We start from the raw sequence: 24,498 nt of genomic DNA, 5'->3' as shown, positions 1-24,498 counted from the left end.
ACTTAGGCTGGCACACCAAGTCCAGCCAATTGCCGGCTCACTTCATGCCAGTCGGCGCAGACGAGATCGGCGCCGGCCGCCGTCAGCCGTGCGGCATGCTCGGCATAGGTATGGCCGCCGCCGGTGTAGCCGATCGCCGTCATGCCGGCGGCAACCGCGCCCTGGATGCCGAAAGGCGAGTCCTCGATGACGATGCAGTCGGCTGGTTTGGCGCGCATCCTGGCAGCCGCGAAAAGGAAGATGTCCGGCGCCGGCTTGCCGTTCTTGACCATCGAGGAACTGTAGATCGCATCGCCGAAGAAGCGTGCCAGTCCGGTCACCGCCAGGCTGTGGTTTATACGCTCGATGGAGGATGAAGAGGCAACGCAGCGGTCGCCGGCAAGCGTTTCCAGAAACGAGCCTATTCCAGGCGTTGGCTTCAACTCTTCGGTGAAAAGCACCTTGGTCTCGGCCCAGATATCGCCGTCGGCCGACGCGGGAAACTGATGGCCGGTCAACTCCTTGATCCTGACGATGATATCGGCCTGTTTCATGCCGACGCACTGGGCGATGATGCCGCCGTGAACGCCCGGCATGCCATGCTTATCGTAGACACGTTCATAGGCCTTGGCGGCCAGCGGCTCGCTGTCGACGAGAACGCCGTCGCAATCGAAAATGATCAGTCTTGACGGCGCCACGCGTTTCTCCCGGCCTCTGTCAGATTTCGCACATCGCTACCGGCAAAAAGTCAAATGTTCAATAGCGGGCACGCTCGGCCTCGTGGATAGGGGGTAATAGAGGCCGATTCAAAGCTGGCGCAAGACGTCGCTGGCGCGGGAGGACCCTAGCGCCCGCTGCATGGCCTGCCGCGACTGTGCGCGATCGGGCGTGATCCAGTTCGGTTCCGCCCCCAGGAAGCGGTCGAGGAAAGCCACGGCATACGCCGGAATTTCGGTGACGTTCTCGCGATAGGACCACCATGTGCGCAGGTCGTCGGCGCATTTGTCGATACTGGGCGCCGAGCCAAACTCCTGCTCGTAGATCGCCGAAATCACCGAGACACAGTAGTTGGTGTAGAGAAAGCCTTCCGGCCAGAAACGGATGATGTCCAGCGTGCCGGCATTCTGATCCGTTTCGATGAGCTGGGTGAGGCCGGAGATTTCCCGAGCCGGCGCCTGTTTTATCAGTTCGCGCAGCACGAGGCCGGCGGCAAAGACGATGAAATCGGCGCGGTCGATCGCGGCAAAACGCTTCTGCGCTTCCATGACCTCGACCCAATCGAGAAAAGCCCGGGTCAGCTTCGCCTCGTCGATGTCGAAGCGTACGCCGAATGTGTCCGAAACCACCTTGGCGCTGCCGCGGAAGGTGGCGCGGAACCAGCGCAACTGCCGCAGCCGGTGGCGCAGGTCGGGCATGAGGGCCAGTTCGTCCCTGAAGGGCAGTTCCATTTCCTGTATCCCGTTTCCCGCAGGTTATCACAGTCGTGCCGTCACGGTAATCGCGCAGCGGCCCTGTGGATGACCGTGGTAGAGGCCAATATCATACATATTGACATTGGCGGAAACAAATGTTCTCACTTTGCTGTTGTCGCGCGCCGGTCCAAGGTGCGCCTCGACCGAGGCTTCGGGAGGAGAACCGAATGGCGATTTGGCAGTGGGGACTGCTTCTGCTGGTTATTGTGTGGGCGTTGCAGTCGCTCGGCGTCTGGCTGCAGATGCGGCACTATTCGGATGTCTTCCGGGGCGTCACCGACCAGTTCAAGGACGGCTTCGTCGGAGCCGGCAATTTTCGCGGCCGATTTGCCAAGGGAACGATCGCGCTGGTCGTGGTTACGCCCGACTTGATCGTGCGCCGCATGATGGTGATGAGCGGGCGTTCCGTGTTCACCAAATTCAAGCGACATGAAGAATTCGAGGGCGTTCCCCTCGATCGACTCCGGTCCAACCCTGCGATCATGGGGGAGGGGGAACCCGGTGTGGCCGAGGCCGTGAAGCGGGCGATCGAACAGATCGACAAAGCACGGTCGGAGCCGGGGAAGAAGCCGGGTTTGGCCGGCTTGAATGTAGCAAGGGCTTAGAGGAGGCCGTGCGCCGACTGGGATCTACCGGCGGGCCGGCATAAGGAGGAGAAATGTCTGTATTTTCGTTGTTGGCGCAGCATGCCGACCTGGCCGTGCACAATTTGCATGTCGCGGGTGCCATGGTCTCGGATGCTGCATTGCATGGCAAGCTCGCCGTCGAGCATGCTTCCGATCATCTCGTGGTCCTGGCGCAGGCGCAGACCGACAGCGGGCCGGTCACCGCCGATCAGCTGAAGGAGCAGCTGAAAAACCTGCAGCAGGAAGAGCAGCTTGGCTGGCTCACTGCCATCGGCAAGTACTTCATCGGCATTTTCCAGAAGGGCGGCGAGGTTTTCGCCGGCTTTGTCACCGGCATCATCCCGACGCTTGTGGTGCTGATGACCGCTTTTTACGCCGTCACCGAACTGGTCGGCGAAGAGCGGGTTCACGGTCTGGCGCGTGGCGCTGGCCGTATCGCGCTGACTCGCTACACCGTGCTGCCGCTGCTGGCGGTGTTCTTCCTCACCAACCCGATGGCTTACACCTTCGGCTCGTTCCTGGAAGAAAAGCACAAGCCGGCCTTCTATGACGCGGCCGTGTCCTACGTGCATCCGCCGCTCGGCCTCTTTCCGCACATCAACCCTGGCGAATATTTCGTCTGGGGAGGCATGCTCGTGGCCTTGCTCGATCTCGAGAAGCGGGGCGTCATTGCCGCCGGCTACCATGTCAAGGTTGCCATCTGGTACGCCATCGTCGGCCTCGTCGTCATCCTGCTCAAGGGGATGCTGACCGAGCGCATCACCGCCATCATGGCACGCCGCCAGGGCGTCGAGCTGTAAGGGCGGGGAGGACATCATGGCCAAGACATACAAAGCCGTACGGATCACCCGGGGCAAAACAGGGTGGGGCGGTCCGCTTGTGATCGAGCCGACCGAACAGCGCAGCAAGGTTGTTTCCGTCACCGGTGGTGGCATTCATCCGGTGGCGCAGCTCATCGCCGATATGACCGGCGCTGAAGCCGTCGACGGCTTCAGGGCGCCGCCGATCGAAAGCGAAATGGCGGTTGTCGTCGTCGACTGCGGCGGCACCGCGCGATGCGGCGTCTATCCGCGCAAGCGTATCCCGACCGTCAACCTGACGCCGGTCGGACAGTCCGGGCCGCTCGCCCAGTTCATCACCGAGGATATCTACGTTTCGGGCGTCAAGCCGGCCGACGTCACAATGGCGGACGGGTCCGAGGCGGTCACGACTGCAGGGGGAGCAGCATCGATGAGTTCGACCAACAACACAGCGACGCCGACGGCGCTGCCCAGCGAGGGTGGCCTGATCGGTTTCATCAGCACGATCGGCCGCGTCATGGGTCGTGTCGTCGGCATCTTCTTCAATGCCGGCCGCCGCACCATCGACCAGGTCATCCGCAACGTGCTGCCGTTCATGGCTTTCGTGACAATGCTCATCGGCCTGATCCTGTATACCGGCGTCGGTGACGTGCTGGCGCAGCCGATGGGTCCGCTGGCCAACAATATCGTCGGCCTGCTGATCATCTCGGCCATTTGCGGCCTGCCGTTCCTGTCGCCCATCCTGGGGCCAGGCGCTGTTATCGCGCAGGTTATCGGCGTTGCCATCATCGGCCCGCAGATTGCCAACGGCACGATCTCTCCGGCGATGGCGCTGCCGGCCCTGTTTGCCTACAACACCCAGGTGGGCTGCGACTTCGTTCCCGTCGGCCTTGCACTGGGTGAAGCCAAGCCGAAAACCATCGAAATCGGCGTGCCGGCGGTGCTCATCAGCCGCCAGATCATGGGTCCGGTCTCGGTGCTGATCGCCTGGGTCGTCTCCCTGATCGTGTTTTAAACACCAGAAATAACGAGGTTCGCCATATGTCGGTTCTTCTCAAGACACGGGTCACGGCAATAGGACCCGAAGTGGCGGACCTCGCCGAGGGCGGCGTGGTCATTCTGTTCGCGGATGGCTCGCCACCGGAGCTTGCCGAGGTCTCGGTGCTCCACAAGACGGAGATCGGACCCAGCGACGGCGCGCCTGAACAGGGCGCGTCGATCACTCTTGGCCCGGTTTCGGCTGTCATAACCGCCGTCGGCTCCAGCGCCTGGAGCAAGGTGCTCGAGATGGGCCACGTCGTCATCTCGTTCAACGGCGCCACCGAGGCCGAAAGGCCGGGCGAGATCTGCGCGTCCCAGGTCGATACGCAAGCCCTCGTGGCTGCCCTGAAGACAGACGCGATCATCACCATCGCCGCTTGAAAGCATTCGCGCCCAGCCAGTCTGGCTTTGGCGCCCAAAAAAGCAGAGTATTCGCCATGGAACGCTCGACCATCGTCAGAGTGCATGAAGGTTTGCACGCCCGTCCCGCCACGCGCTTCGTCAAGCTCGCCAAGGCTTTCGAATCCGACGTCGAACTGGTCAAGGACGGCAAGGCGGTCAGTGCCAAGAGCTCGGTCAAGCTGATGCTGCTGGCGGTCAAGGAAAACCAGGAAGTCACCGTGCGGGCGAACGGCGCCGACGCCATCGAGGCGATCGAGGCGCTGATCGGCTATCTCGAAAACCCCAAGGCGGGTCTCGACGACGAAGAAACCCACGCTCCAGCCAATGACCACGGCAAGGAAGCGGCACCCGCGCCAGCGCCCCGATCCGCGCCCGCCGTATCAGACGAAGCAAGCAGTGGTTTGCGCGGCGTCGCCGCAAGCGAGGGCGTCGCCATCGGGCCGGCTTTCGTACATTTCCCGCCTGACATCGCCGGGCAGGGCCGCATGCTGCAGGCCGATGAGATCGCCGGCGAGATCGACAGGTTTCACGCCGCCGTCGCCGCCGTTCAGGCACGCATGGACCGGGCCTTGGCGCAGGATAGCCTGTCGGCCGGTGACCGGGGCATCGTCGCGGCGCTGAGGGATATCGCCGCCGACGACAGCCTGACCGGCGAGGCCGAGAAGGCAATCAGGGGCGGCAATGACGCTGTCTCGGCCACGATCACCGCAGCCTCCACCATCGCCGCCGACTTCAGCGCCGTCGACGATCATTATCTCAATGCGCGGGCGGACGATGTCCATGCGGTCGGACGGCAGATCAGCCTGGTGCTGCTTGGCCAGGACGACGCCAGCCTCGAAAACATCCCGCAAGGCGCGATCCTGATCGCCGATGATATCGGCGCCTGGGATCTGGCGCGGGCGCCGCTGAAACGCATCGGCGGGGTGGTGTGCGGCCATGGCGGCGCCACCTCGCACATCGCCATCATCGCCCGCTCGCATGGCATTCCGGCGGTGCTCGGCCTTGGCGACCGGATCCACCTTTTGCGCAAGGCGCAAGAGGTGGCGCTCGACGGCAACAGCGGCCAGGTGATCATCGACCCCGATGCGGCGACGCGCGCCGATTTCGCCGGTCGTGTCGAAGCGGCGGCGAAGGAGCGTGCCGGCCTGGCCGCCTTCAAGACGGTGACGCCGAAACTGGCGGACGGCAGGGTCATCGAGGTCGCGGCCAATATCGGCTCGCTGGAAGAGATCGAGGCGGCGCAAGAGGCCGGCGCCATGGGTGTCGGCCTGTTCCGCACCGAGCTCCTGTTCATGCGCCATATGCACCTTCCGTCGGAGGACATGCAGGCCGAGACCTATGCGGCGCTGGCCAAGGCCTTCGCACCCTATCCGGTCATCGTGCGCACGCTCGACATTGGCGGCGACAAGCCGATTGCCGGCATCGAGTTCCCCGACGAGGAGAACCCCTTCCTCGGTTGGCGGGGCATCCGCATGTGCCTCGACCGGCCCGATATCTTCAAGCGCCAGCTAAGGGCGCTGCTGAGGGCCGCCGTGCATGGCAACATCAAGGTGATGCTGCCGATGGTCTCCGATCTCGGCGAGGTGCGGCAGACGCGCGTTCTTGTCGACGAATGCGCCGCCGAACTCAAGGCCGAAGGCGTGCCGCATGCGACGTTCGATCTCGGCGTGATGATCGAAACCCCGGCCGCCGTGCTGATCGCCCCGGCACTGGCCAAGGAAGTGGCTTTCTTCTCGATCGGCACCAACGACCTGACCCAGTACATCATGGCCGCCGACCGGCTCAACCCGACCGTTGCGAAGCTCAACGACGTCACCAATCCGGCGGTCATGTCGGCGATCGAGCTGACGGCCAAGGCCGGCGTCGCCGCCGGCATCATGGTCGGCATGTGCGGCGAGGCGGCGGGCCGGCCGGATCTCATTCCGGCCTTCGTGGAGATGGGTTTGACCGAGCTGTCGATGAGCCCGGCCTCGATCCAGCGCGCCAAGAAGACGATCACGGCGATGGCAGCCGGGGAGTAGTTCCGCAATCGCCGCTGGAGCTTACGGCAGATGCGCAAGCAAGGTGGCGAACACAGGTGTCAATTCATCGACCGGGCTCGCCTTGGCGCACGCTTGGGCAATGCGCTCATGACGTATGTCGGCCGCCAGAATTGCGATTTCCAGCATGTCGGGCTCCGGCGCGCCGTCTCGACCGGTGGTCGCCAGGCCGCAGGCCAGGACGACCGGCGCCAGGCAGCTTATGTCGAGCGCCTGGCCGCCAGCGGCGTTCGTTTCCGGCGCGGCTTCGCCAAAGCGGACCGGACGCTGGTTGAGCAACTCGACCAGCAGTGCCGCGCAGATGGCCGCGATGGCCTGCAGTCCAGCACGCGGCGCGGCCAGCGCAGCCAACAATTCGCCATGGCGCTTGCGCATGGCCGCGTGGACGGCGGCGAACCCGGCTTCATGGATACGGGCGTGGTCGATCTTCAGCCCGGCAAGCACCGCCTTGGTCAGATAGTACATGTCGCGCCGGAACAAGCGCTCGGCGCTCAACTGCTGGTCTTCGTCACCGGCCGGGAAATAGGTGGCGAGCCCTTTTACAGTCGTTCCGTCCACCCTTATCGGGCGCTCGTGTGGGACAAAGGATTCGGCGATCGACAGCGCTTCGTCGACGGCACTCGCGGCATGACTGAGCAGGCCTTCGATGCCTTTGCCCGGAAATGGCGGCAGATGGCTGGTTGCTTCGCGCAGCAGGCTGGCATCGCTGGCGCCGTCGTGGCGGCTCTGGCGGATGATGTCGCGGACTTCCCGCAGCCGGTCCTTGAGGTTGACGCGGACATCTTCGGAGATTTGTCGGAGCATCGCGGTTAGCCTCGAATGTGCCGTGCGGCGCCATCCGTGACGGGCGCCACCCACTCTACATTGTTCCTATCGATTGGTAGATCAATAGGCGATACTAGACCAGCATGCAGAATCGGCGACGGCGCGCTCGTCCGTCGCGGGGGAGGGATGATTGGCCAGGGGACGACAAATCGTGGAAAGGCGGGCCGATGAAAGGCGGGCCGAGGAAAGGCGGGCAGGAGCCGAAGCGACCGAGCAGGTCGTCAGCGAGAGCCGCACGGACCGCCTCAGGATCCGCGCCGCCTGGATGTATTTCGTCGAGCAGATGACGCAGAACGAGATCGCCGATGTGCTCGGCGTCGGCCGCGTCACCATCGTGCGCATGCTGGCGGAGGCGCGGTCGCGCAACGAGGTCAAGATTACCATCGAGAGCGAGCTTCTGGAGATCGTGCGGCTGGAGCGCGCGCTGGAAAAAACCTTCGGCCTGCAGCAGGCCCTGGTGGCGCCGCTGACGGCGGCCAGTGCCGATCCGATCCCGGCAATAGCCGCCAAGACCGGCATGTTCCTGTCCGACGCGATGAAATCCGGCATGCAGGTCGGTGTCGGCTGGGGCAATACGCTGTTCCACACCTTGCCGTTCATCAGCGCCAAATCGCTGACCGATTTCAAGGTGATTTCGCTGCTTGGCGGCGTCGGCGTCGCGCGCCGGGTCAACCCGGCCGAGTTCGCCTGGCGCTTCGCCCAGATTTTTCAGGGCGACGGCTATCTGATGCCGACGCCAGCCGTCGTCGACAGCGTCGAGACCAAGATCGCGCTGATCGAACGCTGCGGCCTGCAGGAGGTTTTTGAAATGGCCGACGCGCTCGATGCCGTTCTGCTGAGTGTCGGCGGGATCGCTTCGGCCACCACCTTCTCGCGCGGCGGCTTCCTAAGGGAAGCGGACCGGGAGGCGCTGCTGGCGCGCGGCGCCGTCGGGGACCTCCTGTTCCACTTCTACGACCGCAACGGCGATCTGGTCGACCATCCCGTCAACAACCATGTGATGTCGGTGGATGTCGACCGGCTGCGCAAGGCACCAATCCGCGTTCTGACCTCCGGCGGCGCGGAGAAGACCGACGCCCTGCTCGGCGCAATGAACCTGATCGCGCCCACAATCCTGATCACCGACGAGGAGAGTGCAAGGCGGATCCTGGCGGCGGTCAGCGAAAGCTGAAGGACCACACCTTATAGTCCGGCCAAGCCTTATGCTCATCGAAGACAGCGGCGAGGTCAGGCGCGTCGGCCAATATCCCACCCATCACCAGTGCCGTCGCGATGCCGACTCCGTTGCCGCCAGCAATATCGTGTTCGACGCTGTCGCCGACGCAGACCACGCTGCCGCGCTCCGGTTCGCCGACCAACGCGAGCGCCGCTTCGAAGATCCCCGGATAGGGTTTGCCGATGCGCGTGACGCTGCCGCCCAGGCTTTCGTAGAGATCGGCGATCTCGCCTGCGCCGAAGCGGGGTCCGATCGCCGTCAGCATGATCTTGTCTGGATTGGTGCAGAAGCACGGCACTTGTCGCGTCGCAGCCGGGGCCAGCAGCCTGCGATAGTGGTCGAGGCCGTAGCGGTCTCCCTCGCTGGCCGCGATCAGCACCAGTTCAGCCTCTTCACCGGCTTCGCATAGCGCGAAGGGCAGGCCTTCGATCGCGCTACGGTCGCCGTCGCGGCTGATCAGCAGGCATTTCGTGCCGGACCGCAACGCTCCGGACGCCGTCATGTCGTGAAAGCGTCGCCACGCCACCTCGCCCGAAGACACGAAATGGTCCCAGCTGCCGGCCGCGAAGCCAAGCTTCAGCAGGCGATCCTCGTTGGGCCGGGCGCGCTTGCCGGAATTTGAAACCAGCACCACGGTTTTGCCGGCGCGCTTCAGCGTGGACAATGCATCCACCGAGCCAGGATAGGGAGCCTGGCCATCATGCAGCACGCCGAACTGGTCGAGCAGGAAGAGTTGGTAGCGTTCCGCCAGCGGTGCGATGCTATCGAGGTGTTCGACGTTCATAGAAGCCCTGTCTCGCTTGCGCCCTTCAGCGCCAGCCGTGCGGTACCCGCGGCTGCCTCGTCCGACAGGGCCGGCAGGAACGCGACGCCGAGCTTGCGCTGCCGGATCGCGCTCCACGCCGGATTGGCGGCGCCGCCGCCGACGCTGCGGATCGAGGTTAGGGCCGGCGCGCCGAGTTCGGCCAGCCTGCCGTAGCCAAGCGCTTCGATGGCCGCCATGCCCTCGAACATCGCCTTGAGGTAATCGGCATCGTCAGCAGGCCGAGGGGTGAGCCGTGGGGGCAAGCCCGGATCGGCGATGGGGAACCGTTCGCCAGCCGTCCCAAGCGGATAGTAGTCGAGGCCGGTCTCGGTCGCCGGGTCGATCATGGCGCTGAGCTCGATGATCCGCGCGAGCGGAAAATGCCGCGCCAGCACCTTGCCACCAGAATTCGATGCGCCGCCGGCCAGCCAGGTGTCGCCAAGACGATGGCTGTAGATGCCGAAGCGCGGCGCCGAGATCGGCCGGTCGGACAGGATCTTGATGGTCAGCGAGGACCCCAATGCGGTGACGCCGTCGCCGGCTGCCGTAGCGCCCGTCGCCAGGAATGAGGCGCAGCCGTCCGTGGTGCCTGCAACCACAACCACATCGGGCGGCAGGCCGAAAAGCGTGGCGGCGGCCGTGGTGAGCGTGCCGGTGACCTGGCCCGGCTCAACGACATCAGGCAGTAAATTCATGCGCATGCCGGTGGCCGCGATCCAATGAGGCCAGCGGCGGGCCTCGACGTCATAGCCGGTCTTGAGCGCATTGTTCTCGTCGCTGACGTCGAAGCGTCCGGACAGGTTGCCGGCGATCCAGTCGGCCTGGTGCAGCACGCCCGCCATGCCGGGCAAGCGCTGGAATCGGAGCGCCTTGGCGAGGCCTGAAGTCGGCCCGTGGGCGGCGCTCGCTTCCGGCGCCTCGCGCGCGACGATGGCCACGATGTCTACGTCATCGACCTTGTCGTTGTACATCAGCGGCTCGGCCAGGGGCCGCCCATCGATGTCGACCGGCAGCAGCGTGCCCGATGTGCCGTCGACGGCGATCGCGCGGACCGTGGCACGGTCTATGCTTGAGAGCAGCCCGGCCAGCGCCGCCTGGACCGCCTGCCACCATGTCGGGGGATCGCGGGGGTTCGGGCCGAACTTGTCGAGAGGCACGGCTGATTGGGCGGCAATGGAAAAATCCTGGCGCATGGCGACCGCGCGGGCGCCGGAGGTGCCGATGTCGATGCCGACGACAAGTGGCGTCATGTCGTCCCGTTCCTTGTCAGGCCGTGCCGGCGGCGTTGAGCTTCTGGCGATACTGCTCGGCGTCCCAGTTGACCAGTTCGTCATTCTCGGCGGCAGTGAGATAGTTCAGCCGCGCCTTGCCATCGACGCGCGTGGTCACGTCGGCCAGGCAACGCTGCATCGCGTCGGCACCGGCGCTGGCGTCGCCGCGCATCAGCACGCCGGCGCCGGGAAACAGGATCGCCGGGGGCGCCGCGCCGAGCCGCGCGACGACGCCGGCTACGTCCTCGCCCGACCTCGCCACGACCGAGCCCTGGCCAAGGAAGATGACATGGTCCGGATAGAGGCTGCCGGCCTCGGCCATATCCAGGCTTTCCGGATCGAGCGCGACAGCATGCGCTTCGATGTCCGCCGGCAATCGGTAGTCGCCGGCCAGCGTCGTCAGGGCGGCGATGTCGGGTGCGGCGGTCGCGCGCGCCGGGCGCGCCAGCAGCGACCGGACGCGGTGCAGCAAGGCCTGCGCCTCGGCGACGGTTTCCGCGGCCACCACCAGCCCGTGATTGCCAAGGATCAGTACGTTGACCCCGGGGCGCAATCTCTCGGCAATGCCACGGGCGAGCGGCAGGCCCGGCCGGAAATAGGGCACCCAGGCCCATTCGATGCCGCCCAGCCGTGTGGCGACCTCGGCCTCGCCATCGGCTTGCACGGCCAGCGAAATCGTGTCGACGCAGTGGACGTGCAGAACCACGCGTTGCGGCATCAAGGCATGAACCGTGGTCTCGATCGACGGACGCAGGCCGCGTGGATTGAGGTCTCCGATGGCGAAGGCCTGTGGCTTGTCGGCGGCGGGGTCGCGACGGTCGACGGCCTCGAGCAGCGGCGCCATCGCCACCGGCACCATGATGTCGTCGCTGAGCGCGTCCTTCAGCCAGGTGCCCGAGGCCTTGATCCACAGTGTGTCGCCGGCCTTGAGCGAGGTGTTCCCGCCCGCCGCCTGCGTCATATGCGGGTTCAGCCCGATGCTGGCCGAAAGCGCCCGCAAGGCGGCCAGTTCCTGTGCATCAGCTTGGGTCGCCATGGCCCTTTTCTCCAACGCTTGCACGAAATCCCGTCGTCGGGACGGGTGTTGGCGCTGGTATAGAAGATGTGAGTGATCTGCGTCAATAGTGATCTACTATCGTCAAAAGCAGCTTGCAATCCAACTAATGTTGAGTAAGTTGCACCAATTGCCATAGAAATGGCGTCAGGGAGGAAAGGTTGAGCGACCTCGGCCGCCAGCGTCAGATCGTCGAATTGCTGCGGGATCGCCCGTTTGCCTCCGTGCGCGAATTGCAGGAGCGGCTCGGCGTTTCGGCGGCGACGGTCAGGCGCGATATCGACCGTATCGACGAGGCCGGTGAGGCGCGCAAGGTCTATGGCGGCATTTCGGCACTCGATGGCGCCTCGCATGCGGGCGTCGCCTATGCCCGGCCCTATGACGAGAACCGTGACCTTGCCGTCGAGGCCAAGCGGCAGATCGCGGCCGTCGCCGCGACCATGGTGCGCGATGGCGACGCCGTGATCGTCCATGGCGGCTCGACCTGCTTCCATCTCGGCGTCAAGCTCGCCGACCGTAACATCCGGCTCTACACCAATTCGATGCCGCTCGCGGCCTATCTCAGCGACCATGGCCATTGCAGCCTGACGGTTGCCGGCGGCGATCTGCACCGCGAACCCGGCATCATCCATTCGCCGACCCAGGCGACGCCCTTCTATGCCTCGAAATTCTTTCTCGGCACACAAGGGCTCAACCAGGAAGGGTTGCTGGAATCGCATCCGCTGCTGGTCCGCTCCATCGTCGAGCTCAGCCTCTGCGCCGACCAGATCGTGGTGCTGGCCGACAGCCGCAAGCTGTCGATCCACGCGCGCAATGTCGCGCTGCCGCTGTCGCGCATCGGCACGCTGGTCACCGATGACGGGCTCTCCGATGCCGATGCGCGCATGCTGGAGGATGCCGGCGTCATGGTGCGGATCGCTTCAACCTCGGGAGCCCTCGCGTGAACGTGGCGGTGCTCGACTTCGGCAAGACCAATTCGAAGCTGTTCGTCTTCGGCCAGGACGGACGCATTCTCGACGAGCGCCGGACGCAACCGAAATGGGCGCGCCACGGCGGCTTCAGCGTGCTCGACGAGGCCGCCCTCCATGGCTGGGCGTTCGGTGCCGTGGCCGCCGCGGTCGAAAACCATGGTGTCGAAGGGGTGATGGTGTCGGGCCATGGCTGTACCTTCGCTCTTGTCGACGACAAGGCGCTGACCCATCCGATCCTCGACTACGAACAGGAGCCACCGGCCGAAATCGTGGCGCGGATCGACCGCCGCATCCCGGATTTCGGCGAGACATTCTCCCCCCGCCTGCCGCTCGGCTTCAACTATGGCCGTCATATGCTATGGCTGCAGGAAGTCGATCCCGACGCGTTCGCGGCGGCGAAATGGATCCTCGGCTATCCCCAGTACTGGAGCTGGCGCCTTGGCGGCCGGCCGGTCTGCGAAGTCTCCTATCTCGGCTGCCATTCGCATTTGTGGGCACCGCGCAAACGTGATTTCTCCTCGCTGGTCGACGCCGAGGGCTGGCGTGGCCAGATGCCGGCTTTCGAACGCGCCGGCGCCGTCATCGGCGAGCAGCGCTTCGATGGTGCCGGGCGCCCGGTCGCCATCCACAACGGCGTCCACGACTCCAATGCGGCACTGCATGCCTATCGCCGCCAGGAGCTTGGCCCGCTGACTGTCGTGTCGACCGGCACCTGGGTGGTCGTGCTCAACCCCGACTGTCCGCTCGAAGCGCTCGACCGTGAGCGCGACATGCTGGTCAATGTCGATGTCGACGGTGGTCCAGTACCGACCATCCGCTTCATGGGCGGGCGCGAATTCGCCGTCATCAGCGGCGACTGGCAAGGCGCGATCCCGCGTGGCTCGATCCACCAGGCGATCGATGCCGGCCTCATGGCGCTGCCGAGCTTCGCTGCGGGCGGGCCGATGCCGGACCGTTCCGGCCGGCTGGTCGGGCGCACGCCCGATGCCAAGGAACGCGCGGCCGTGGCTCTGCTCTATGTGGCGCTGATGATCGATCTCTGCCTCGATCTCATCCATTCCGACGACACCGTCATCATCGATGGCGGGCTGAACACTGGCGGCCTGCTTGCCGGGCTGCTGGCGCAGCTGCGTCCCGGTCAGGCCTTCCTGCAAGGTGCTTCGCTCGAAGGCAGCGCCACGGGTGCCGCGGCGCTCGCCTTCGAGAGCGTGGGGCGCGACTTCGCAGCCGAGCCGCCAGAGCCGGTGCAGGGGACACAATTCGGTGGGCTTGCCGGCTATCGCGACGCCTGGCGCGATCTCGTTGCCGGGCATGGTGCCGCCGCCACGGCGGCGGGTGGTGCGCGATGAGCGCGGTGCAGACGCAGGCGGCGCGCCAGCCGGTGCTGGAGATGCGCCACATCTCCAAGACCTTCGGCGCGATCCGTGCCCTGCAGGACGTCTCGCTCAGCGTCCACGCCGGCGAGCTGCACGCGCTGATGGGCGAGAACGGCGCCGGCAAATCGACGCTGATGAAGGTGCTGTCCGGCGCCTATCGGCCGGATCCCGGCGGCGAGATCCTGATCGATGGCGCGCCCGCCGCGACCGGCGATCCGATCAAGGCGCGCGCCGCCGGCATCGCGGTCATCTACCAGGAGCTGTCGCTGGCGCCGAACCTGACGGTGGCGCAGAACATTTTCCTCGGCAACGAGCCGCGCCGCTTCGGCATCGTCGACCGCGACCAGTGCAACCGGCGCGCAGCGGAGATCGTCGGTCGGCTGGGTGTCTCGTTCTCGGCGCGTGCGCTGGTCTCCGGCCTGTCGCTCGGCGAGCGCCAACTGGTCGAGATCGCACGGGCGCTGTCGACCAATGCGCGCATCATCGTCATGGACGAGCCGACTACATCGCTGACCTCTCGCGAGACCGACCGCCTGTTCGAGGTGATCGCGACGCTGAAGGCGCAAGGCATCGCCATCATCTACATCAGCCACCGCATGGAGGAAGTCTACCAACTTGCCGACCGCGTCAGCGTGCTGCGCGACAGCGGCTATGTCGGTACGCTCGATCGCGCCGACCTCAACGCTTCGCGCCTGGTGTCGATGATGGTCGGCCGCGATCTCTCCGCCTTCTACAAGAAGGATCATCGCCCTCCAGACGGAGAACGCGCCGTCGCGCTCTCGGTGCGCGGCATGTCCGACGCTCGTCTGCTGAAGAACTGTTCGTTCGATCTCCATCACGGCGAGGTGCTGGCCTTGGCGGGCCTCGTCGGCTCGGGCCGCACGGAGCTTGCCCGGCTGATCTTCGGTGCCGACAAACGCAGCGCCGGCACGATGGAGCTCGACGGTAAGCCCATAACCATCGACTCGCCGCGCGAGGCGCTCGACGCCGGCATCGCCTACCTCACCGAGGACCGCAAGGAACTCGGCCTGTTCCTCGATATGTCCATTTCCGACAACATCAGCATGGGCGTACTTGTCAGGGACGCGCGAGCCGGCGGCCTTCGCGATTTCACGGCCGCCGACAGGCGTGCGGCAAAGGCCATTGCCGACCTGTCGATCCGCACCAACTCGGCGCAGGCCAATGCCGGCTCGCTGTCGGGAGGCAACCAGCAGAAGGTGTTGCTCGCGCGCCTTCTGGAGACCGAGCCGAAGGTGGTCATCCTCGACGAGCCGACCCGCGGCGTCGATGTCGGCGCCAAATCGGAAATCTACCGGCTGATCGACAATCTCGCCAACCGGGGCATCGCCATCCTGATGATATCAAGCGAGTTGCCCGAGGTGATCGGCGTCGCCGATCGCGTGCTGGTGATGCGCGACGGCGCCATATCAGGCGAGGTGACGGCATCCGAAGGCGAGCCGCTTCGTCAGGAAGCGATCATGGAACTAGCGACGGGAGCGTCTCAGCGATGACAGACAGGACGACCGCGACGAAGAGCGTGGATCAGGCGGCGGTCATGAGCCGGCGGCTGCGCACCGCGCTTGCGGCGCTTGGCATGCTGCCGGTGCTGGTGCTGCTGGCGGCCGGCTTCCAGTTCATCAACCCGCGCTTCCTCACCGGCACCAACCTGCTCATCGTCACGCAGCAATCGTCGATCAACATCGTGCTTGCCGCCGGCATGACATTCGTCATCCTGACCGGCGGCATCGACCTGTCGGTCGGCTCTATCCTCGCAGCCGCCGCGATGGTGGCGGTGCTGGTGTCGCTGGTGCCCGACTGGGGCCTGCTCGGCGTGCCTGCGGCCATCCTGGCGGGGCTCGGCTTCGGGCTCATCAACGGGCTGCTCATCGCCTATATCAGGCTGCCGCCGTTCATCGTCACGCTGGGCTCGCTGACAGCCGTGCGCGGCATTGCCCGCCTGCTCGGGCAGGACACGACGGTGTTCAACTCCGACCTGCCGTTCGACTTCATCGGAAACGGTTCGGTGCTCGGCATCCCCTGGCTCGTCGTCATCGCACTGTCGGTGGTGGTGCTGTCCTGGCTGGTGCTGAAGCGCACGGTGCTCGGCACCTGGATTTATGCCGTCGGCGGCAATGCCGAGGCAGCTCGGCTGACCGGCATCAAGGTGCCGCTGGTGCTGCTCTTCGTCTATGGCGTTTCCGGCCTGCTTGCCGGCCTTGGCGGCGCCATGTCGGCGGCAAGGCTTTACGCCGCCAACGGCCTGCAGCTCGGGCAAAGCTACGAACTCGACGCCATCGCCGCCGTCATTCTCGGCGGCACCAGTTTCGTCGGCGGCGTCGGTTCGATCTGGGGCACGCTGATCGGCGGCCTGATCATCGCGGTGCTCTCCAACGGCCTCATCTTGGCCGGCGTCTCGGACATCTGGCAGTACATCATCAAGGGATTGGTCATCATCGTGGCGGTCGCCCTCGACCGCTACCGGCTCCAGGCAGGGGCAAGAACGTGAGTGACCTAGTCGCCGGCATCAACGACCGGCTTGTGTAACGCACCGTGAGAGGCGCGGGGCATCAGGAGGAAGTAAGCGTAATGAAGACCATCGCCAAACTGCTCTGCGGCGCCGCCCTCGCGGCCGTCGCCATCGCGCCGGCATCGGCCAAGGACCTCAACAAGGTCGGCATCTCGGTCGGCCTGCTCGGCAACCCCTTCTTCGTCGCCACCATCAAGGGCATCGAGGACGCGGCCAGGAAGATCAATCCGAAAGTCGAAGTGACGTCGGTGTCGGCCGACTACGACCTCAACAAGCAGGTCTCGCAGGTCGATTCCTTCATCGCCGCCGGCGTCGATGTGATCATGCTGAACGCGGTCGATGCCAAGGCCATCGCTCCGGCGGTGAAGAAGGCGCAGGCCGCCGGCATCATCGTCGCGGCCTTCGACGTTTCGGCGCCCGGTGCCGACGTCACGGTGATGACCAACAACGTCAAGGCCGGCGAGGAAGCCTGCCAATACCTGGTCGACCACACCGGGGGCAAGGGCGACTATGTCATCCTCAACGGGCCGGCGTCGTCGTCGATCCTGGAACGGGTGAAAGGCTGCAAGAACGTGCTTGCCCAGCATCCCGACATCAAGATCCTGTCCGATGACCAGAACGCCGAAGGCTCCCGCGATGGCGGCTTGAAAGTGTTCCAGTCGCTGCTCACCCGTTTCGACAAGATCGACGCGGTGTTCGCCATCAACGATCCGACGGCGATCGGCGCGGAACTCGCCGCCAAGCAGCTCAACCGTTCGGAGTTCATCTTCACCGCGGTCGACGGCGCGCCGGATATCGAAAAGGAACTTTCTTCCGGCAAATCGATGATCAAGGCCTCGGCCTCGCAGGATCCCTATGTGATGGCCGGCCAGTCGCTGACCATGGCGGCCGACCTGCTCGCCGGCAAGAAGCCGGCGGAGGCCACCGTACTGCTCGACCCGAAGCTGATCACGGCCGAGAACCTGAAGGACTACAAGGGCTGGACCGCGGCCCGATAAGCCTCCCAAGGCCGGTGCGGCCGGAGCGATCCGGCCGCACCATTCTCCTCGCCGCTTAACTCTTTGTTTTACGCAATTCCGGACGGAAAACCGCTGCATGCTTTTCCCGGAATTGCTTTAACCGGAGACGATCATGTCACGCATCGGAATCCATTCCTTCGTCTGGTCGGCAAGCTCGGCGCAGAGCGAACTCGAACGCACGCTGGCCAATACCAGGGAGGCCGGTTTCGACCTGATTGAATTCTCTTATCTCGACCCTGCCAATGTCGATATTGGCGGGCTTGCCAAACGCATCGCCGATCTTGGTCTCGGCGTCGCGATCAGCATCGGATTGCCTGGTGACGGCGATATTTCGAGCGCCGACAAGGCGGTCGCCGCCCGCGGTGTCGAGATCCTCAGCGACACCGTCGCGCTGACGCGCGACCTTGGCGGCAGCAAGGTCGCCGGCATTCTTTCGACCAGCCATGGCCTGCAGATCGAGGCACCGACACGCGATCAATGGAACCGTAGCGCGGCAACGCTGGCAAAGGTCGCCGAGACGGCGAAGGCAGCCGGCGTCACGCTCAACCTCGAAATCGTCAACCGCTTCGAAAGCAACCTGCTCAACACCGCCGCGCAAGGGTTGGCCTTTATCGAGGACACCGGGTCGGACAACATCTTCCTGCATCTCGACACATTCCACATGAACATCGAGGAAGCCGATGTCGGGTTGGCCATCCGCCACGCCGCGGCCAAGATCGGCTATGTCCATATCGGCGAAAGCCATCGCGGCTTCCTCGGCACCGGCAACATCGATTTCGCAGGGATTTTCGACGCGCTGACCGCAATCGGCTATGCCGACGATCTCAGCTTCGAATCCTTCTCCTCGGAGATTGTCGACGAGAACCTGTCGAAGAAGACGGCGATCTGGCGCAATCTGTGGACCGACAACATGGCGCTCGCCAAGCACGCGCGCGCCTTCATCGGCCTCGGGCTGGAGACGGCGCAACGCAAGGCAGAGCTGGTCTCGGCACGGCACAAGCCATAATCCTCCAGGTCCGCGCCGGTCAGCCCGAATGCGCCGCCGTGCCTGTTTGGCATGGCACGGCATTGCTCCCGTCATGTGCATCGGCTATCCGAACCGCAGGACACATGAAGCAAACGGAGCCCGGCATGACGAACAAGACCATCCTGAAATTCGGCGCGGTCGAGCACGCGGAAGCCGGCGATCTGCCTGGCTGGATCGCGGTCGAGGGCCAGCCAACCATGCAGACAGCTGTCCAGCACACGACTTCGGATGGCAAGGTGATATCGGGAACCTGGCGGGCGTCGCCCGGCACCTATCATGCGACCTACACCGATTATGAGTTCGTCCACATGATCGCCGGCCGCATCATCATCACGCCCGACGGCGGCACGCCGGTCGAGGTCGGCCCCGGCGACGCCTTCGTGGTGGAAGCCGATTTCAAGGGCACCTGGAAGATCATCGAGCCGGTGACCAAGCATTTTGTCGTCAGGGTCGGCTGAGCCCGCCCGATCGCAGCCGAAGCAGGCCCGCCGTGGTTCGCCAAGGCGGGTAAGCACGGATAACCTTGCGCCTACTGCGGCATGGCTATCCGCCCCACGACTCCACTCAACCAGCTCCGCCATCGAACCGTGCCCGCGCGCCTTCCGCTTCGGAGCTCTACCGCTTTGGGGTGTGGAACCTTCACCTGCAGCCGGCGTTTTACTCCACACTGTCTTTCAGAGATGTACCGCAGTCGCGCGCGACTGCCTTTGGAGGCATTACCATGGCCCGCAACCCGCAAAGCACGGCAAGCATTGCCGGCCATCCGATCCATCCCATGCTGATTCCTTTCCCGATCGCTTTCTTCGTCGCTACCTTCGTTTGCGACCTGATCTTCTGGCGAACAGGCAATCCGGGATGGGTGACCGCTAGTATCTGGCTGCTTGGGGCGGGCCTGATAATGGCCGCTTTGGCAGCCCTTGCCGGGCTGACCGATGTCCTGGGCGATGTTCAAATCCGAAATCTGCGTGACGCTTGGCTCCACGCCGGCGGCAATGTGCTAGTCGTCCTGGTCGAACTCTACAACTGGTACTCGCGCTATACCCATGGCGAGACGGCGGTGATGCCCACCGGCCTGGTCCTCTCGCTGATCGTGGTTCTCATTCTTCTGTTCACGGGCTGGAAGGGCTGGGAAATGGTCTACCGTCATCGCGTGGGTGTCGCCGATGACCCAACCGAAGTGCGCCGACGCTGAAGCGCGGACTATTCTTCGGGGCTCGCCGAGGCCTTTGAGAACACGCCAGCCTACCGAGTCGTCCCGGGAAGCGGCTATCGGTAAGGGGTCGCCATTGCCGGACCGTGCCCTATATCCCTAGCGAATTTGTGATCGGCCCGACCCCGGAATTGCCCGCCGCACCAGCTGTCTTCCGATACGGTCGCGCCTCCGCAGCCAGAGGATACCCGCATGATAAGGTCCAATTCCATCAGGCTGTTGGCCACAACGACTTTGATGCTGCTCCATCAGGGGTTGGCAATGGCGCAAATGCCGGCGCAGCAGCCGGATGCCAAGTCATTCAAGCTTGGCACACTCGACATCGTCGCCCTGCACGACGCCCAGTTCATCAAGCCCAACGATGGCAAGACCTTCGGCCTCGATCACAGCCCCGCGGAAGTCGGCGAGCTGCTCAAGGCGGCGGGGGCGCCGACCGATACCATCACGCTGAGTGTTGACGCCCTGCTGGTCAAATCGAAGACCAGCGTCGTGTTGATCGACACGGGTGTCGGCGGTGCGCTGCAGGACAGCCTGGCCAAGGCCGGCATCAAACCCGCTGACGTCGACGAGATATTGATCACCCATTCCCATCCCGATCACGTAGGAGGGCTGGTCAAGGACGGCAAATTGGCTTTTCCCAATGCCACGATAAGGATGTCTGACGTGGAGTGGGATTTCGCCAAGTCCAACAAGGATGCGGCCGATATCGTCAAGGTCATCGCCGGCCATGTGAAACCCTTCAAGGCCGGCGCCCAGATTGCGCCTGGTATCACCTCGGTAGCGCTCAAGGGGCACACACCTGGCCATGTCGGCTATCAGATCTAATCCGGAAAAGAAAGGCTGTTCGATATTGGCGACACGGTGCACAGCTCAATCATCTCGCTCGCCAAGCCGGACTGGACCGTGGCCTTCGACGGCGACAAGCCGGAAGGTGAGCAGAACAGGGCCAAGACCTTGGCCACACTGGCCAAGGACCACGAGATGATCTTCGCGCCACACTTTCCGTTCCCAGGTATTGGGCAGATCGAGAAAGACGGCGACCACTTCAAATGGACGCCGAGCGACAAGCCCCAGTAGGGATTGATTCGGGCCATACAGCTGCCACTCGTTGAAGGTGAGTGCGAATGCGGTTGGCCTCAGACCGATGCCGCAAGCTCATTCGCGAAGTTGCGATAGGAGTGCAGGGGGCGGCCCAGGATCCCTGTCAAACGCTCGACGTCGCCGGCCTCCGGAAGCATGCCGTCGGCGACATAGCGCTCGGCCATCAGGCGCATTTCATAGGCCATCCACTTGGGCATGATGTTCGCCAGATTCTGCTCGAACCCGGTAGGATCATCGCCGCCATAGGCAATCGGGCGGCCCAGGACATCCGACCAGATCGCCGCTACATCCGAACCAGTCAGCGTATCGGGGCCGACCAGATTGATGATTTCGATCGGCAGCTTGCCCGGGGCCTGGTCACGACGGATCAGCTCGACGGCTGCGATCTCGGCAATGTCGCGGGCGTCGACCATGGCGATGCCCTTGGCTCCGATCGGCATCGGATAGACCCCATGGTTGAAGATGACATCCTTGATCATGAGTTCATTGTCGATGAAGTAGGCCGGGCGCAGGATAGTGGCGCTGAAGCCCATCTGTTCGATCATCCGCTCCGCGCCGGACTTCACGGCGAAATGCGGCACATTGACGAAGCGATCACTGTGGATCACCGACAGGTAGACAACTCGCTCGAGGCCTGACTCGCGGGCAATGTTCAGGGTGATGAGCGCCTGGGTGAATTCGTCCCCCGACACGGCGTTGAGCAGGAACAGTGTGTTTATGCCGGCAAACGCTTTGCGCAGCGAGTCGATGTCGAGCAGTTCGCCTTGAACGACCTCTACAACGGCCGGAAAGTCGGCCTTCGAGATGTCCCGAACGAGGACGCGCACATCGGCGCCGCGCTTGACGAGCTGCTGGACGACTTGGCGGCCGACACGGCCAGTGGCGCCGGTAACGAGGATAGTCATGATTGTTTCTCCGAGTTGGGTTGCTTTGACAACCCGAATATGAGTGGTTCGCACATGGGCCGATAGCTGTGATATTTGAACGCAGCGTATCACTGGTGGAACACATGGATCTGCTTGCTCTCGCTGATTTCGTCATCGTGGCGCGCCATGGCGGCTTCGGGCGTGCCGCCCGCGCTGCCGCTCGCCCCAAGGCGACGCTGTCACGTCGGGTACCGGAGCTTGAGGCCAGCCTTGGTCTGCGCCTGTTCGAACGCGGCGCACGCATGCTCAAGCTGACCGAGGAAGGCCGAGCGCTGTACGAACGTGCGGGCCGGCTGCTTACCGAACTCGACGAGACAGCCGCAGCGATCGCCTCGGGAGGTGAAAGACCGCGAGGCAGGTTGCGGATCAGCGCGCCACTGGTTTTTGGCAGACCGCGATGGGAAAGATCGCCGCCGTGTTTGCCCTGAAATATCCGGAAGTGAGGCTCGATGTGTCGACGGAAGACCGTTCCGTCGACATGTTCGAGGAGGGATTTGATCTGGTGATCAGGGTCAATCCCGATCCGGATAACAGCCTCGTCGGACGAGTCTTCCTGCGCGATCGGCTGGTGGTCGTGGCAAGCCCCGACCTCGCGTGGCCGCCCGGACACCACCCCGCTCCCGCGGTCGTGCGCACGGCCGGCGATCGACCGACCTGGGCCGTGAAGACGCCACTGGCCGGGCAACTATCGCGATCCAGCCAGTTCTGACCCTGTTAACCTTGACCGTAAACCCCGAACCGAAACATATATGACAAGCGGGTCACTTCTCTGTGGAAATGCCGGGTCAATTCCCAGTGGAGATCAACAGGTGGGGATCAGGTTCTAGCCTAGGCATTAAACTGTATCAGACTTGGCATTTCGTCAGCGACACCAGCGTGTCGACTTGGACGAATCCCAAGGATGCATATAGATGTTTGGCGCGGGAGCAGTCGCGCGCGCCGCCACAGTCGTGGCCGACACAGAGAATCACCGATGAAGCATACTCAAGAAGCAGGGAGCTGGCACATGTGGCGAGCCGTCTGCCATGCCCTTGCCCACGATGCTCATGGCCAACTTCCAGATGCCAGATTACGCCCGTTCCATAAAGCCAGCCTATCTCGGCGCTGCCGGCGAGCTGGGATCCTGCCCACAGTTCAAGGGTCCAACGTGATGGCTCTTGCTTTGTAACCGCGATTGCGGGGTCCGGTGTCCGCCCAGCTTTACTCGCGAGAACCATGTAAGATGAAATGTCTTCATGGCCAAACCCATACCCATGAAAAGACCTCAAGGTCGTTTCGCGATGGCGCGCGGGAAGAGCTTCGAGCCCGGCGGTCAAGTTTGTGGCGAGATGGAAGGCCTGAATTCCATGTCCCTTCTCGCGCGCGCGGACGTCGATATGGTCAATCAAATCCGAAATAACGACGCCATTCTCACACGCATGCAGCCACGCTATGGCATAGTCCCCGGTCTTCTTATGCCTGGCGAACGACATTGCGCCCGCCACCCGCCCATGGGCCTCGACGACAATCGTGCGCAGATCGCTCAATTCGCACCAACAGGCGTCATCGACGCTGGACTGGCCGCGGAGGGCGGATCGCAGCATCTCAAGCGAGCATTCCGGCTGGCCCTCCAGGCGGTCAGCGTTGATGAGTTCCAGGACGGCGGCGTGATCACGCGGATTGATCGGTCGGATTGTCATATTGAGTGCCCTGGTCGTGGGTTGGAGCGATCTGTCGAGGTACAGCGTGCTATCCTCCCGATGACGATCGCTCTGGGTTGGTGCCAACCTCCCGGGCAGAACACCGAAGGTCAAGTTCGCCTTGGCGGTGGCAACGAGCTGGCACGCGCGGCGATCGCGAACATGGTCTGGATTTTAGCTCGTCACGACGATCGGTCTGGTCTGAAGGTGCATCGCCGCACTGCACTACAAAATGGCACCGAACAGCACCCGGCTCGACAACGGCCAGGGTCCAACGAGATAAAGTGTCCAACGAGATAAAGTGTCCAACGAGATAACGGGTCCAACGAGATAACGGGTCCAACTAGATAACGGGTCCGTCCTAGTCGATCGGATATCGCAGACAAGCCGAGCAATCACAAAAAGCGCATTACGGGCAAAAACATCAAAATATGTGCAAGAAAAGATGGCAACAATCTAGCATAAGCAGATGCGAGCTGGCGCTGGGTTTCAGTGTAATGGCGTAAGGTCCAGAGCCATCGCACGGTCGGAGCCAGTATCGGTTTCAGCCATATTGACGGCCTGCTACCCCCTCGCGAGGCCGTCAATGGCCCGCGCTATTCCCCCAAGCCGATAGCGCGGGCCACCTCCTGGCGATGTGGAACGATCAGAACCTCAATTGTCTTGCGAGACCAAAGCGAGGCGTGTGTTAGCCCCGATGATCTCGTCGGCCGGAATGTTGATCCAGTGCCCCGCAGCGGTCGCCTCAGGAACCATTATTGATGATCGTGCTCCGTGGCCGCGAGTGATTCCATGGTAACCGGCGTATCGCGCATTTCTTGTGCCCATGCTGCTCGCTCCCAGGGTTCGGATCCTGTGTTCAGGAGCTTTTGAACAAACTGGCCGGGAAGGCCTGCTGACCAGTGCTTCGTCCAGCGACCAGATATAGCCAGCATGCGCATGCAGTGGTGCACTGCGGATAAACCTGGCGGTGAACGGCGCCATTCCGGATGCTTTGCCGGGCGCCAGATTGCGCCGCCACGGGCGGCAGGCAACAGGATGAACCGAGTGAGAGAGCCAGATGCCCTTAGGCAAATTGAAAGGTAATTGCCTAAAATGATAACATAAAATATGGAATATTGTGTTGTATTTA

At 63.7% G+C, this 24,498-nt stretch carries 24 protein-coding genes and 1 pseudogene; 17 read left to right on the top strand and 8 right to left on the bottom strand.

Going from position 1 to position 24,498, the window contains the following annotated elements; all coding sequences use genetic code 11:
• Positions 1-2 precede the first annotated feature (2 nt).
• Positions 3-677, bottom strand: coding sequence for an HAD family hydrolase (locus ACVWWD_RS04765; protein WP_352552693.1), 675 nt, complete (start codon positions 675-677; stop codon positions 3-5).
• A 108-nt stretch (positions 678-785) separates the two neighbouring features.
• On the bottom strand, positions 786-1,427 hold the full coding sequence (locus tag ACVWWD_RS04760; protein WP_023774175.1) for a hypothetical protein: 642 nt from the start codon (positions 1,425-1,427) through the stop codon (positions 786-788).
• A 191-nt stretch (positions 1,428-1,618) separates the two neighbouring features.
• Here ACVWWD_RS04760 and ACVWWD_RS04755 point away from each other — a divergent pair, with 191 nt between their 5' ends.
• The 5 genes from ACVWWD_RS04755 to ptsP are packed head-to-tail and all read left to right on the top strand — an operon-like array spanning position 1,619 to position 6,341.
• Positions 1,619-2,056, top strand: a complete 438-nt coding sequence (locus ACVWWD_RS04755; protein WP_023774176.1) for a transcriptional regulator GutM — start codon at positions 1,619-1,621, stop codon at positions 2,054-2,056.
• Positions 2,057-2,109: 53 nt separating this feature from the next.
• The gene (gene srlA / locus ACVWWD_RS04750; protein ID WP_031248245.1) at positions 2,110-2,877 is read left to right on the top strand and encodes a PTS glucitol/sorbitol transporter subunit IIC; all 768 of its coding nucleotides are present in this window, start codon (positions 2,110-2,112) and stop codon (positions 2,875-2,877) included.
• A 16-nt stretch (positions 2,878-2,893) separates the two neighbouring features.
• Positions 2,894-3,892 (top strand): PTS glucitol/sorbitol transporter subunit IIB, encoded by a 999-nt coding sequence (gene srlE / locus ACVWWD_RS04745; RefSeq protein WP_023783623.1) that lies wholly within the window; start codon positions 2,894-2,896, stop codon positions 3,890-3,892.
• A gap of 26 nt (positions 3,893-3,918) precedes the next feature.
• Positions 3,919-4,299 carry a PTS glucitol/sorbitol transporter subunit IIA gene (locus ACVWWD_RS04740; protein WP_023774179.1) on the top strand — a complete coding sequence of 127 codons (381 nt, stop codon included), beginning with the start codon at positions 3,919-3,921 and terminating at the stop codon, positions 4,297-4,299.
• A 56-nt stretch (positions 4,300-4,355) separates the two neighbouring features.
• Positions 4,356-6,341: a phosphoenolpyruvate--protein phosphotransferase gene (gene ptsP, locus ACVWWD_RS04735; RefSeq protein ID WP_352552697.1), complete on the top strand. Its 1,986-nt coding sequence runs from the start codon at positions 4,356-4,358 to the stop codon at positions 6,339-6,341.
• 21 nt (positions 6,342-6,362) lie between these two features.
• Here ptsP and ACVWWD_RS04730 read toward each other — a convergent pair whose 3' ends face one another.
• Positions 6,363-7,163: a hypothetical protein gene (locus ACVWWD_RS04730; protein WP_023783620.1), complete on the bottom strand. Its 801-nt coding sequence runs from the start codon at positions 7,161-7,163 to the stop codon at positions 6,363-6,365.
• 172 nt (positions 7,164-7,335) lie between these two features.
• Between ACVWWD_RS04730 and ACVWWD_RS04725 the strand changes: the two genes are divergently transcribed.
• A complete protein-coding gene (locus ACVWWD_RS04725; RefSeq protein ID WP_352552700.1) occupies positions 7,336-8,355 on the top strand; it encodes a sugar-binding transcriptional regulator in 1,020 nt (339 codons plus the stop codon).
• Here the strand turns inward: ACVWWD_RS04725 and ACVWWD_RS04720 are convergent.
• From ACVWWD_RS04720 to ACVWWD_RS04710, 3 genes are read right to left on the bottom strand one after another with little or no spacing between them, the layout of a single operon-like run.
• Complete coding sequence (locus ACVWWD_RS04720) at positions 8,342-9,184, bottom strand: TIGR01459 family HAD-type hydrolase (protein WP_352552702.1); 843 nt, start codon at positions 9,182-9,184, stop codon at positions 8,342-8,344. The genes ACVWWD_RS04725 and ACVWWD_RS04720 overlap by 14 nt on opposite strands.
• Entirely contained in the window at positions 9,181-10,455 is a 1,275-nt protein-coding gene (locus ACVWWD_RS04715; RefSeq protein WP_352552704.1) for an FGGY-family carbohydrate kinase, read from the bottom strand. The genes ACVWWD_RS04720 and ACVWWD_RS04715 overlap by 4 nt, the downstream gene beginning before the upstream one ends.
• A 16-nt stretch (positions 10,456-10,471) precedes the next feature.
• Entirely contained in the window at positions 10,472-11,512 is a 1,041-nt protein-coding gene (locus tag ACVWWD_RS04710) for a class II aldolase/adducin family protein (RefSeq protein ID WP_457102929.1), read from the bottom strand.
• A gap of 179 nt (positions 11,513-11,691) precedes the next feature.
• Between ACVWWD_RS04710 and ACVWWD_RS04705 the strand changes: the two genes are divergently transcribed.
• From ACVWWD_RS04705 to ACVWWD_RS04660, 10 genes are all read left to right on the top strand, one after another.
• Positions 11,692-12,474 carry a DeoR/GlpR family DNA-binding transcription regulator gene (locus ACVWWD_RS04705; protein WP_457102928.1) on the top strand — a complete coding sequence of 261 codons (783 nt, stop codon included), beginning with the start codon at positions 11,692-11,694 and terminating at the stop codon, positions 12,472-12,474.
• On the top strand, positions 12,471-13,850 hold the full coding sequence (locus ACVWWD_RS04700; RefSeq protein WP_352552710.1) for an FGGY-family carbohydrate kinase: 1,380 nt from the start codon (positions 12,471-12,473) through the stop codon (positions 13,848-13,850). The genes ACVWWD_RS04705 and ACVWWD_RS04700 overlap by 4 nt, the downstream gene beginning before the upstream one ends.
• Complete coding sequence (locus ACVWWD_RS04695) at positions 13,847-15,388, top strand: sugar ABC transporter ATP-binding protein (protein WP_023770853.1); 1,542 nt, start codon at positions 13,847-13,849, stop codon at positions 15,386-15,388. The genes ACVWWD_RS04700 and ACVWWD_RS04695 overlap by 4 nt, the downstream gene beginning before the upstream one ends.
• The gene (locus tag ACVWWD_RS04690) at positions 15,385-16,383 is read left to right on the top strand and encodes an ABC transporter permease subunit (protein WP_457102927.1); all 999 of its coding nucleotides are present in this window, start codon (positions 15,385-15,387) and stop codon (positions 16,381-16,383) included. Before ACVWWD_RS04695 ends, ACVWWD_RS04690 begins: the two co-directional genes overlap by 4 nt.
• A gap of 80 nt (positions 16,384-16,463) precedes the next feature.
• The gene (locus ACVWWD_RS04685; protein WP_015315481.1) at positions 16,464-17,402 is read left to right on the top strand and encodes an ABC transporter substrate-binding protein; all 939 of its coding nucleotides are present in this window, start codon (positions 16,464-16,466) and stop codon (positions 17,400-17,402) included.
• A 133-nt stretch (positions 17,403-17,535) separates the two neighbouring features.
• A complete protein-coding gene (locus ACVWWD_RS04680; protein ID WP_352551882.1) occupies positions 17,536-18,429 on the top strand; it encodes a sugar phosphate isomerase/epimerase family protein in 894 nt (297 codons plus the stop codon).
• Positions 18,430-18,554: 125 nt separating this feature from the next.
• Positions 18,555-18,908, top strand: coding sequence for a cupin domain-containing protein (locus tag ACVWWD_RS04675; RefSeq protein WP_015315483.1), 354 nt, complete (start codon positions 18,555-18,557; stop codon positions 18,906-18,908).
• Between the two features lie 263 nt (positions 18,909-19,171).
• Positions 19,172-19,642 carry a DUF2231 domain-containing protein gene (locus ACVWWD_RS04670; RefSeq protein ID WP_352551885.1) on the top strand — a complete coding sequence of 157 codons (471 nt, stop codon included), beginning with the start codon at positions 19,172-19,174 and terminating at the stop codon, positions 19,640-19,642.
• A 210-nt stretch (positions 19,643-19,852) separates the two neighbouring features.
• Positions 19,853-20,485 carry an MBL fold metallo-hydrolase gene (locus ACVWWD_RS04665; protein ID WP_352551887.1) on the top strand — a complete coding sequence of 211 codons (633 nt, stop codon included), beginning with the start codon at positions 19,853-19,855 and terminating at the stop codon, positions 20,483-20,485.
• Between the two features lie 36 nt (positions 20,486-20,521).
• Positions 20,522-20,737, top strand: coding sequence for a hypothetical protein (locus tag ACVWWD_RS04660; RefSeq protein ID WP_352551889.1), 216 nt, complete (start codon positions 20,522-20,524; stop codon positions 20,735-20,737).
• Positions 20,738-20,796: 59 nt separating this feature from the next.
• Here the strand turns inward: ACVWWD_RS04660 and ACVWWD_RS04655 are convergent, their stop codons facing one another.
• Positions 20,797-21,666 carry an SDR family oxidoreductase gene (locus ACVWWD_RS04655; protein ID WP_352551891.1) on the bottom strand — a complete coding sequence of 290 codons (870 nt, stop codon included), beginning with the start codon at positions 21,664-21,666 and terminating at the stop codon, positions 20,797-20,799.
• 104 nt (positions 21,667-21,770) lie between these two features.
• Here ACVWWD_RS04655 and ACVWWD_RS04650 point away from each other — a divergent pair.
• Positions 21,771-22,410: pseudogene (locus tag ACVWWD_RS04650) on the top strand (LysR family transcriptional regulator); the annotation flags it as partial.
• Positions 22,411-22,532: 122 nt separating this feature from the next.
• Here ACVWWD_RS04650 and ACVWWD_RS04645 read toward each other — a convergent pair.
• Complete coding sequence (locus ACVWWD_RS04645) at positions 22,533-23,366, bottom strand: GNAT family N-acetyltransferase (RefSeq protein WP_352551892.1); 834 nt, start codon at positions 23,364-23,366, stop codon at positions 22,533-22,535.
• Positions 23,367-24,498 lie beyond the last annotated feature (1,132 nt).

Source organism: Mesorhizobium sp. URHB0026 (genome assembly GCF_054059755.1).
The sequence above is the reverse complement of the archived record's forward strand: the minus strand, read 5'-3'. Positions and strand labels throughout refer to the sequence as shown.

Coding starts and splice junctions, on each gene's coding strand:
- ACVWWD_RS04760 (WP_023774175.1), bottom strand. CDS start 1,427: ATGGAACTGCCCTTCAGGGACGAACTGGCCCTCATGCCCGACCTGCGC.
- ACVWWD_RS04755 (WP_023774176.1), top strand. CDS start 1,619: ATGGCGATTTGGCAGTGGGGACTGCTTCTGCTGGTTATTGTGTGGGCG.
- srlA (WP_031248245.1), top strand. CDS start 2,110: ATGTCTGTATTTTCGTTGTTGGCGCAGCATGCCGACCTGGCCGTGCAC.
- srlE (WP_023783623.1), top strand. CDS start 2,894: ATGGCCAAGACATACAAAGCCGTACGGATCACCCGGGGCAAAACAGGG.
- ACVWWD_RS04740 (WP_023774179.1), top strand. CDS start 3,919: ATGTCGGTTCTTCTCAAGACACGGGTCACGGCAATAGGACCCGAAGTG.
- ptsP (WP_352552697.1), top strand. CDS start 4,356: ATGGAACGCTCGACCATCGTCAGAGTGCATGAAGGTTTGCACGCCCGT.
- ACVWWD_RS04730 (WP_023783620.1), bottom strand. CDS start 7,163: ATGCTCCGACAAATCTCCGAAGATGTCCGCGTCAACCTCAAGGACCGG.
- ACVWWD_RS04720 (WP_352552702.1), bottom strand. CDS start 9,184: ATGAACGTCGAACACCTCGATAGCATCGCACCGCTGGCGGAACGCTAC.
- ACVWWD_RS04715 (WP_352552704.1), bottom strand. CDS start 10,455: ATGACGCCACTTGTCGTCGGCATCGACATCGGCACCTCCGGCGCCCGC.
- ACVWWD_RS04710 (WP_457102929.1), bottom strand. CDS start 11,512: ATGGCGACCCAAGCTGATGCACAGGAACTGGCCGCCTTGCGGGCGCTT.
- ACVWWD_RS04695 (WP_023770853.1), top strand. CDS start 13,847: ATGAGCGCGGTGCAGACGCAGGCGGCGCGCCAGCCGGTGCTGGAGATG.
- ACVWWD_RS04690 (WP_457102927.1), top strand. CDS start 15,385: ATGACAGACAGGACGACCGCGACGAAGAGCGTGGATCAGGCGGCGGTC.
- ACVWWD_RS04685 (WP_015315481.1), top strand. CDS start 16,464: ATGAAGACCATCGCCAAACTGCTCTGCGGCGCCGCCCTCGCGGCCGTC.
- ACVWWD_RS04680 (WP_352551882.1), top strand. CDS start 17,536: ATGTCACGCATCGGAATCCATTCCTTCGTCTGGTCGGCAAGCTCGGCG.
- ACVWWD_RS04675 (WP_015315483.1), top strand. CDS start 18,555: ATGACGAACAAGACCATCCTGAAATTCGGCGCGGTCGAGCACGCGGAA.
- ACVWWD_RS04670 (WP_352551885.1), top strand. CDS start 19,172: ATGGCCCGCAACCCGCAAAGCACGGCAAGCATTGCCGGCCATCCGATC.
- ACVWWD_RS04665 (WP_352551887.1), top strand. CDS start 19,853: ATGATAAGGTCCAATTCCATCAGGCTGTTGGCCACAACGACTTTGATG.
- ACVWWD_RS04655 (WP_352551891.1), bottom strand. CDS start 21,666: ATGACTATCCTCGTTACCGGCGCCACTGGCCGTGTCGGCCGCCAAGTC.
- ACVWWD_RS04645 (WP_352551892.1), bottom strand. CDS start 23,366: ATGACAATCCGACCGATCAATCCGCGTGATCACGCCGCCGTCCTGGAA.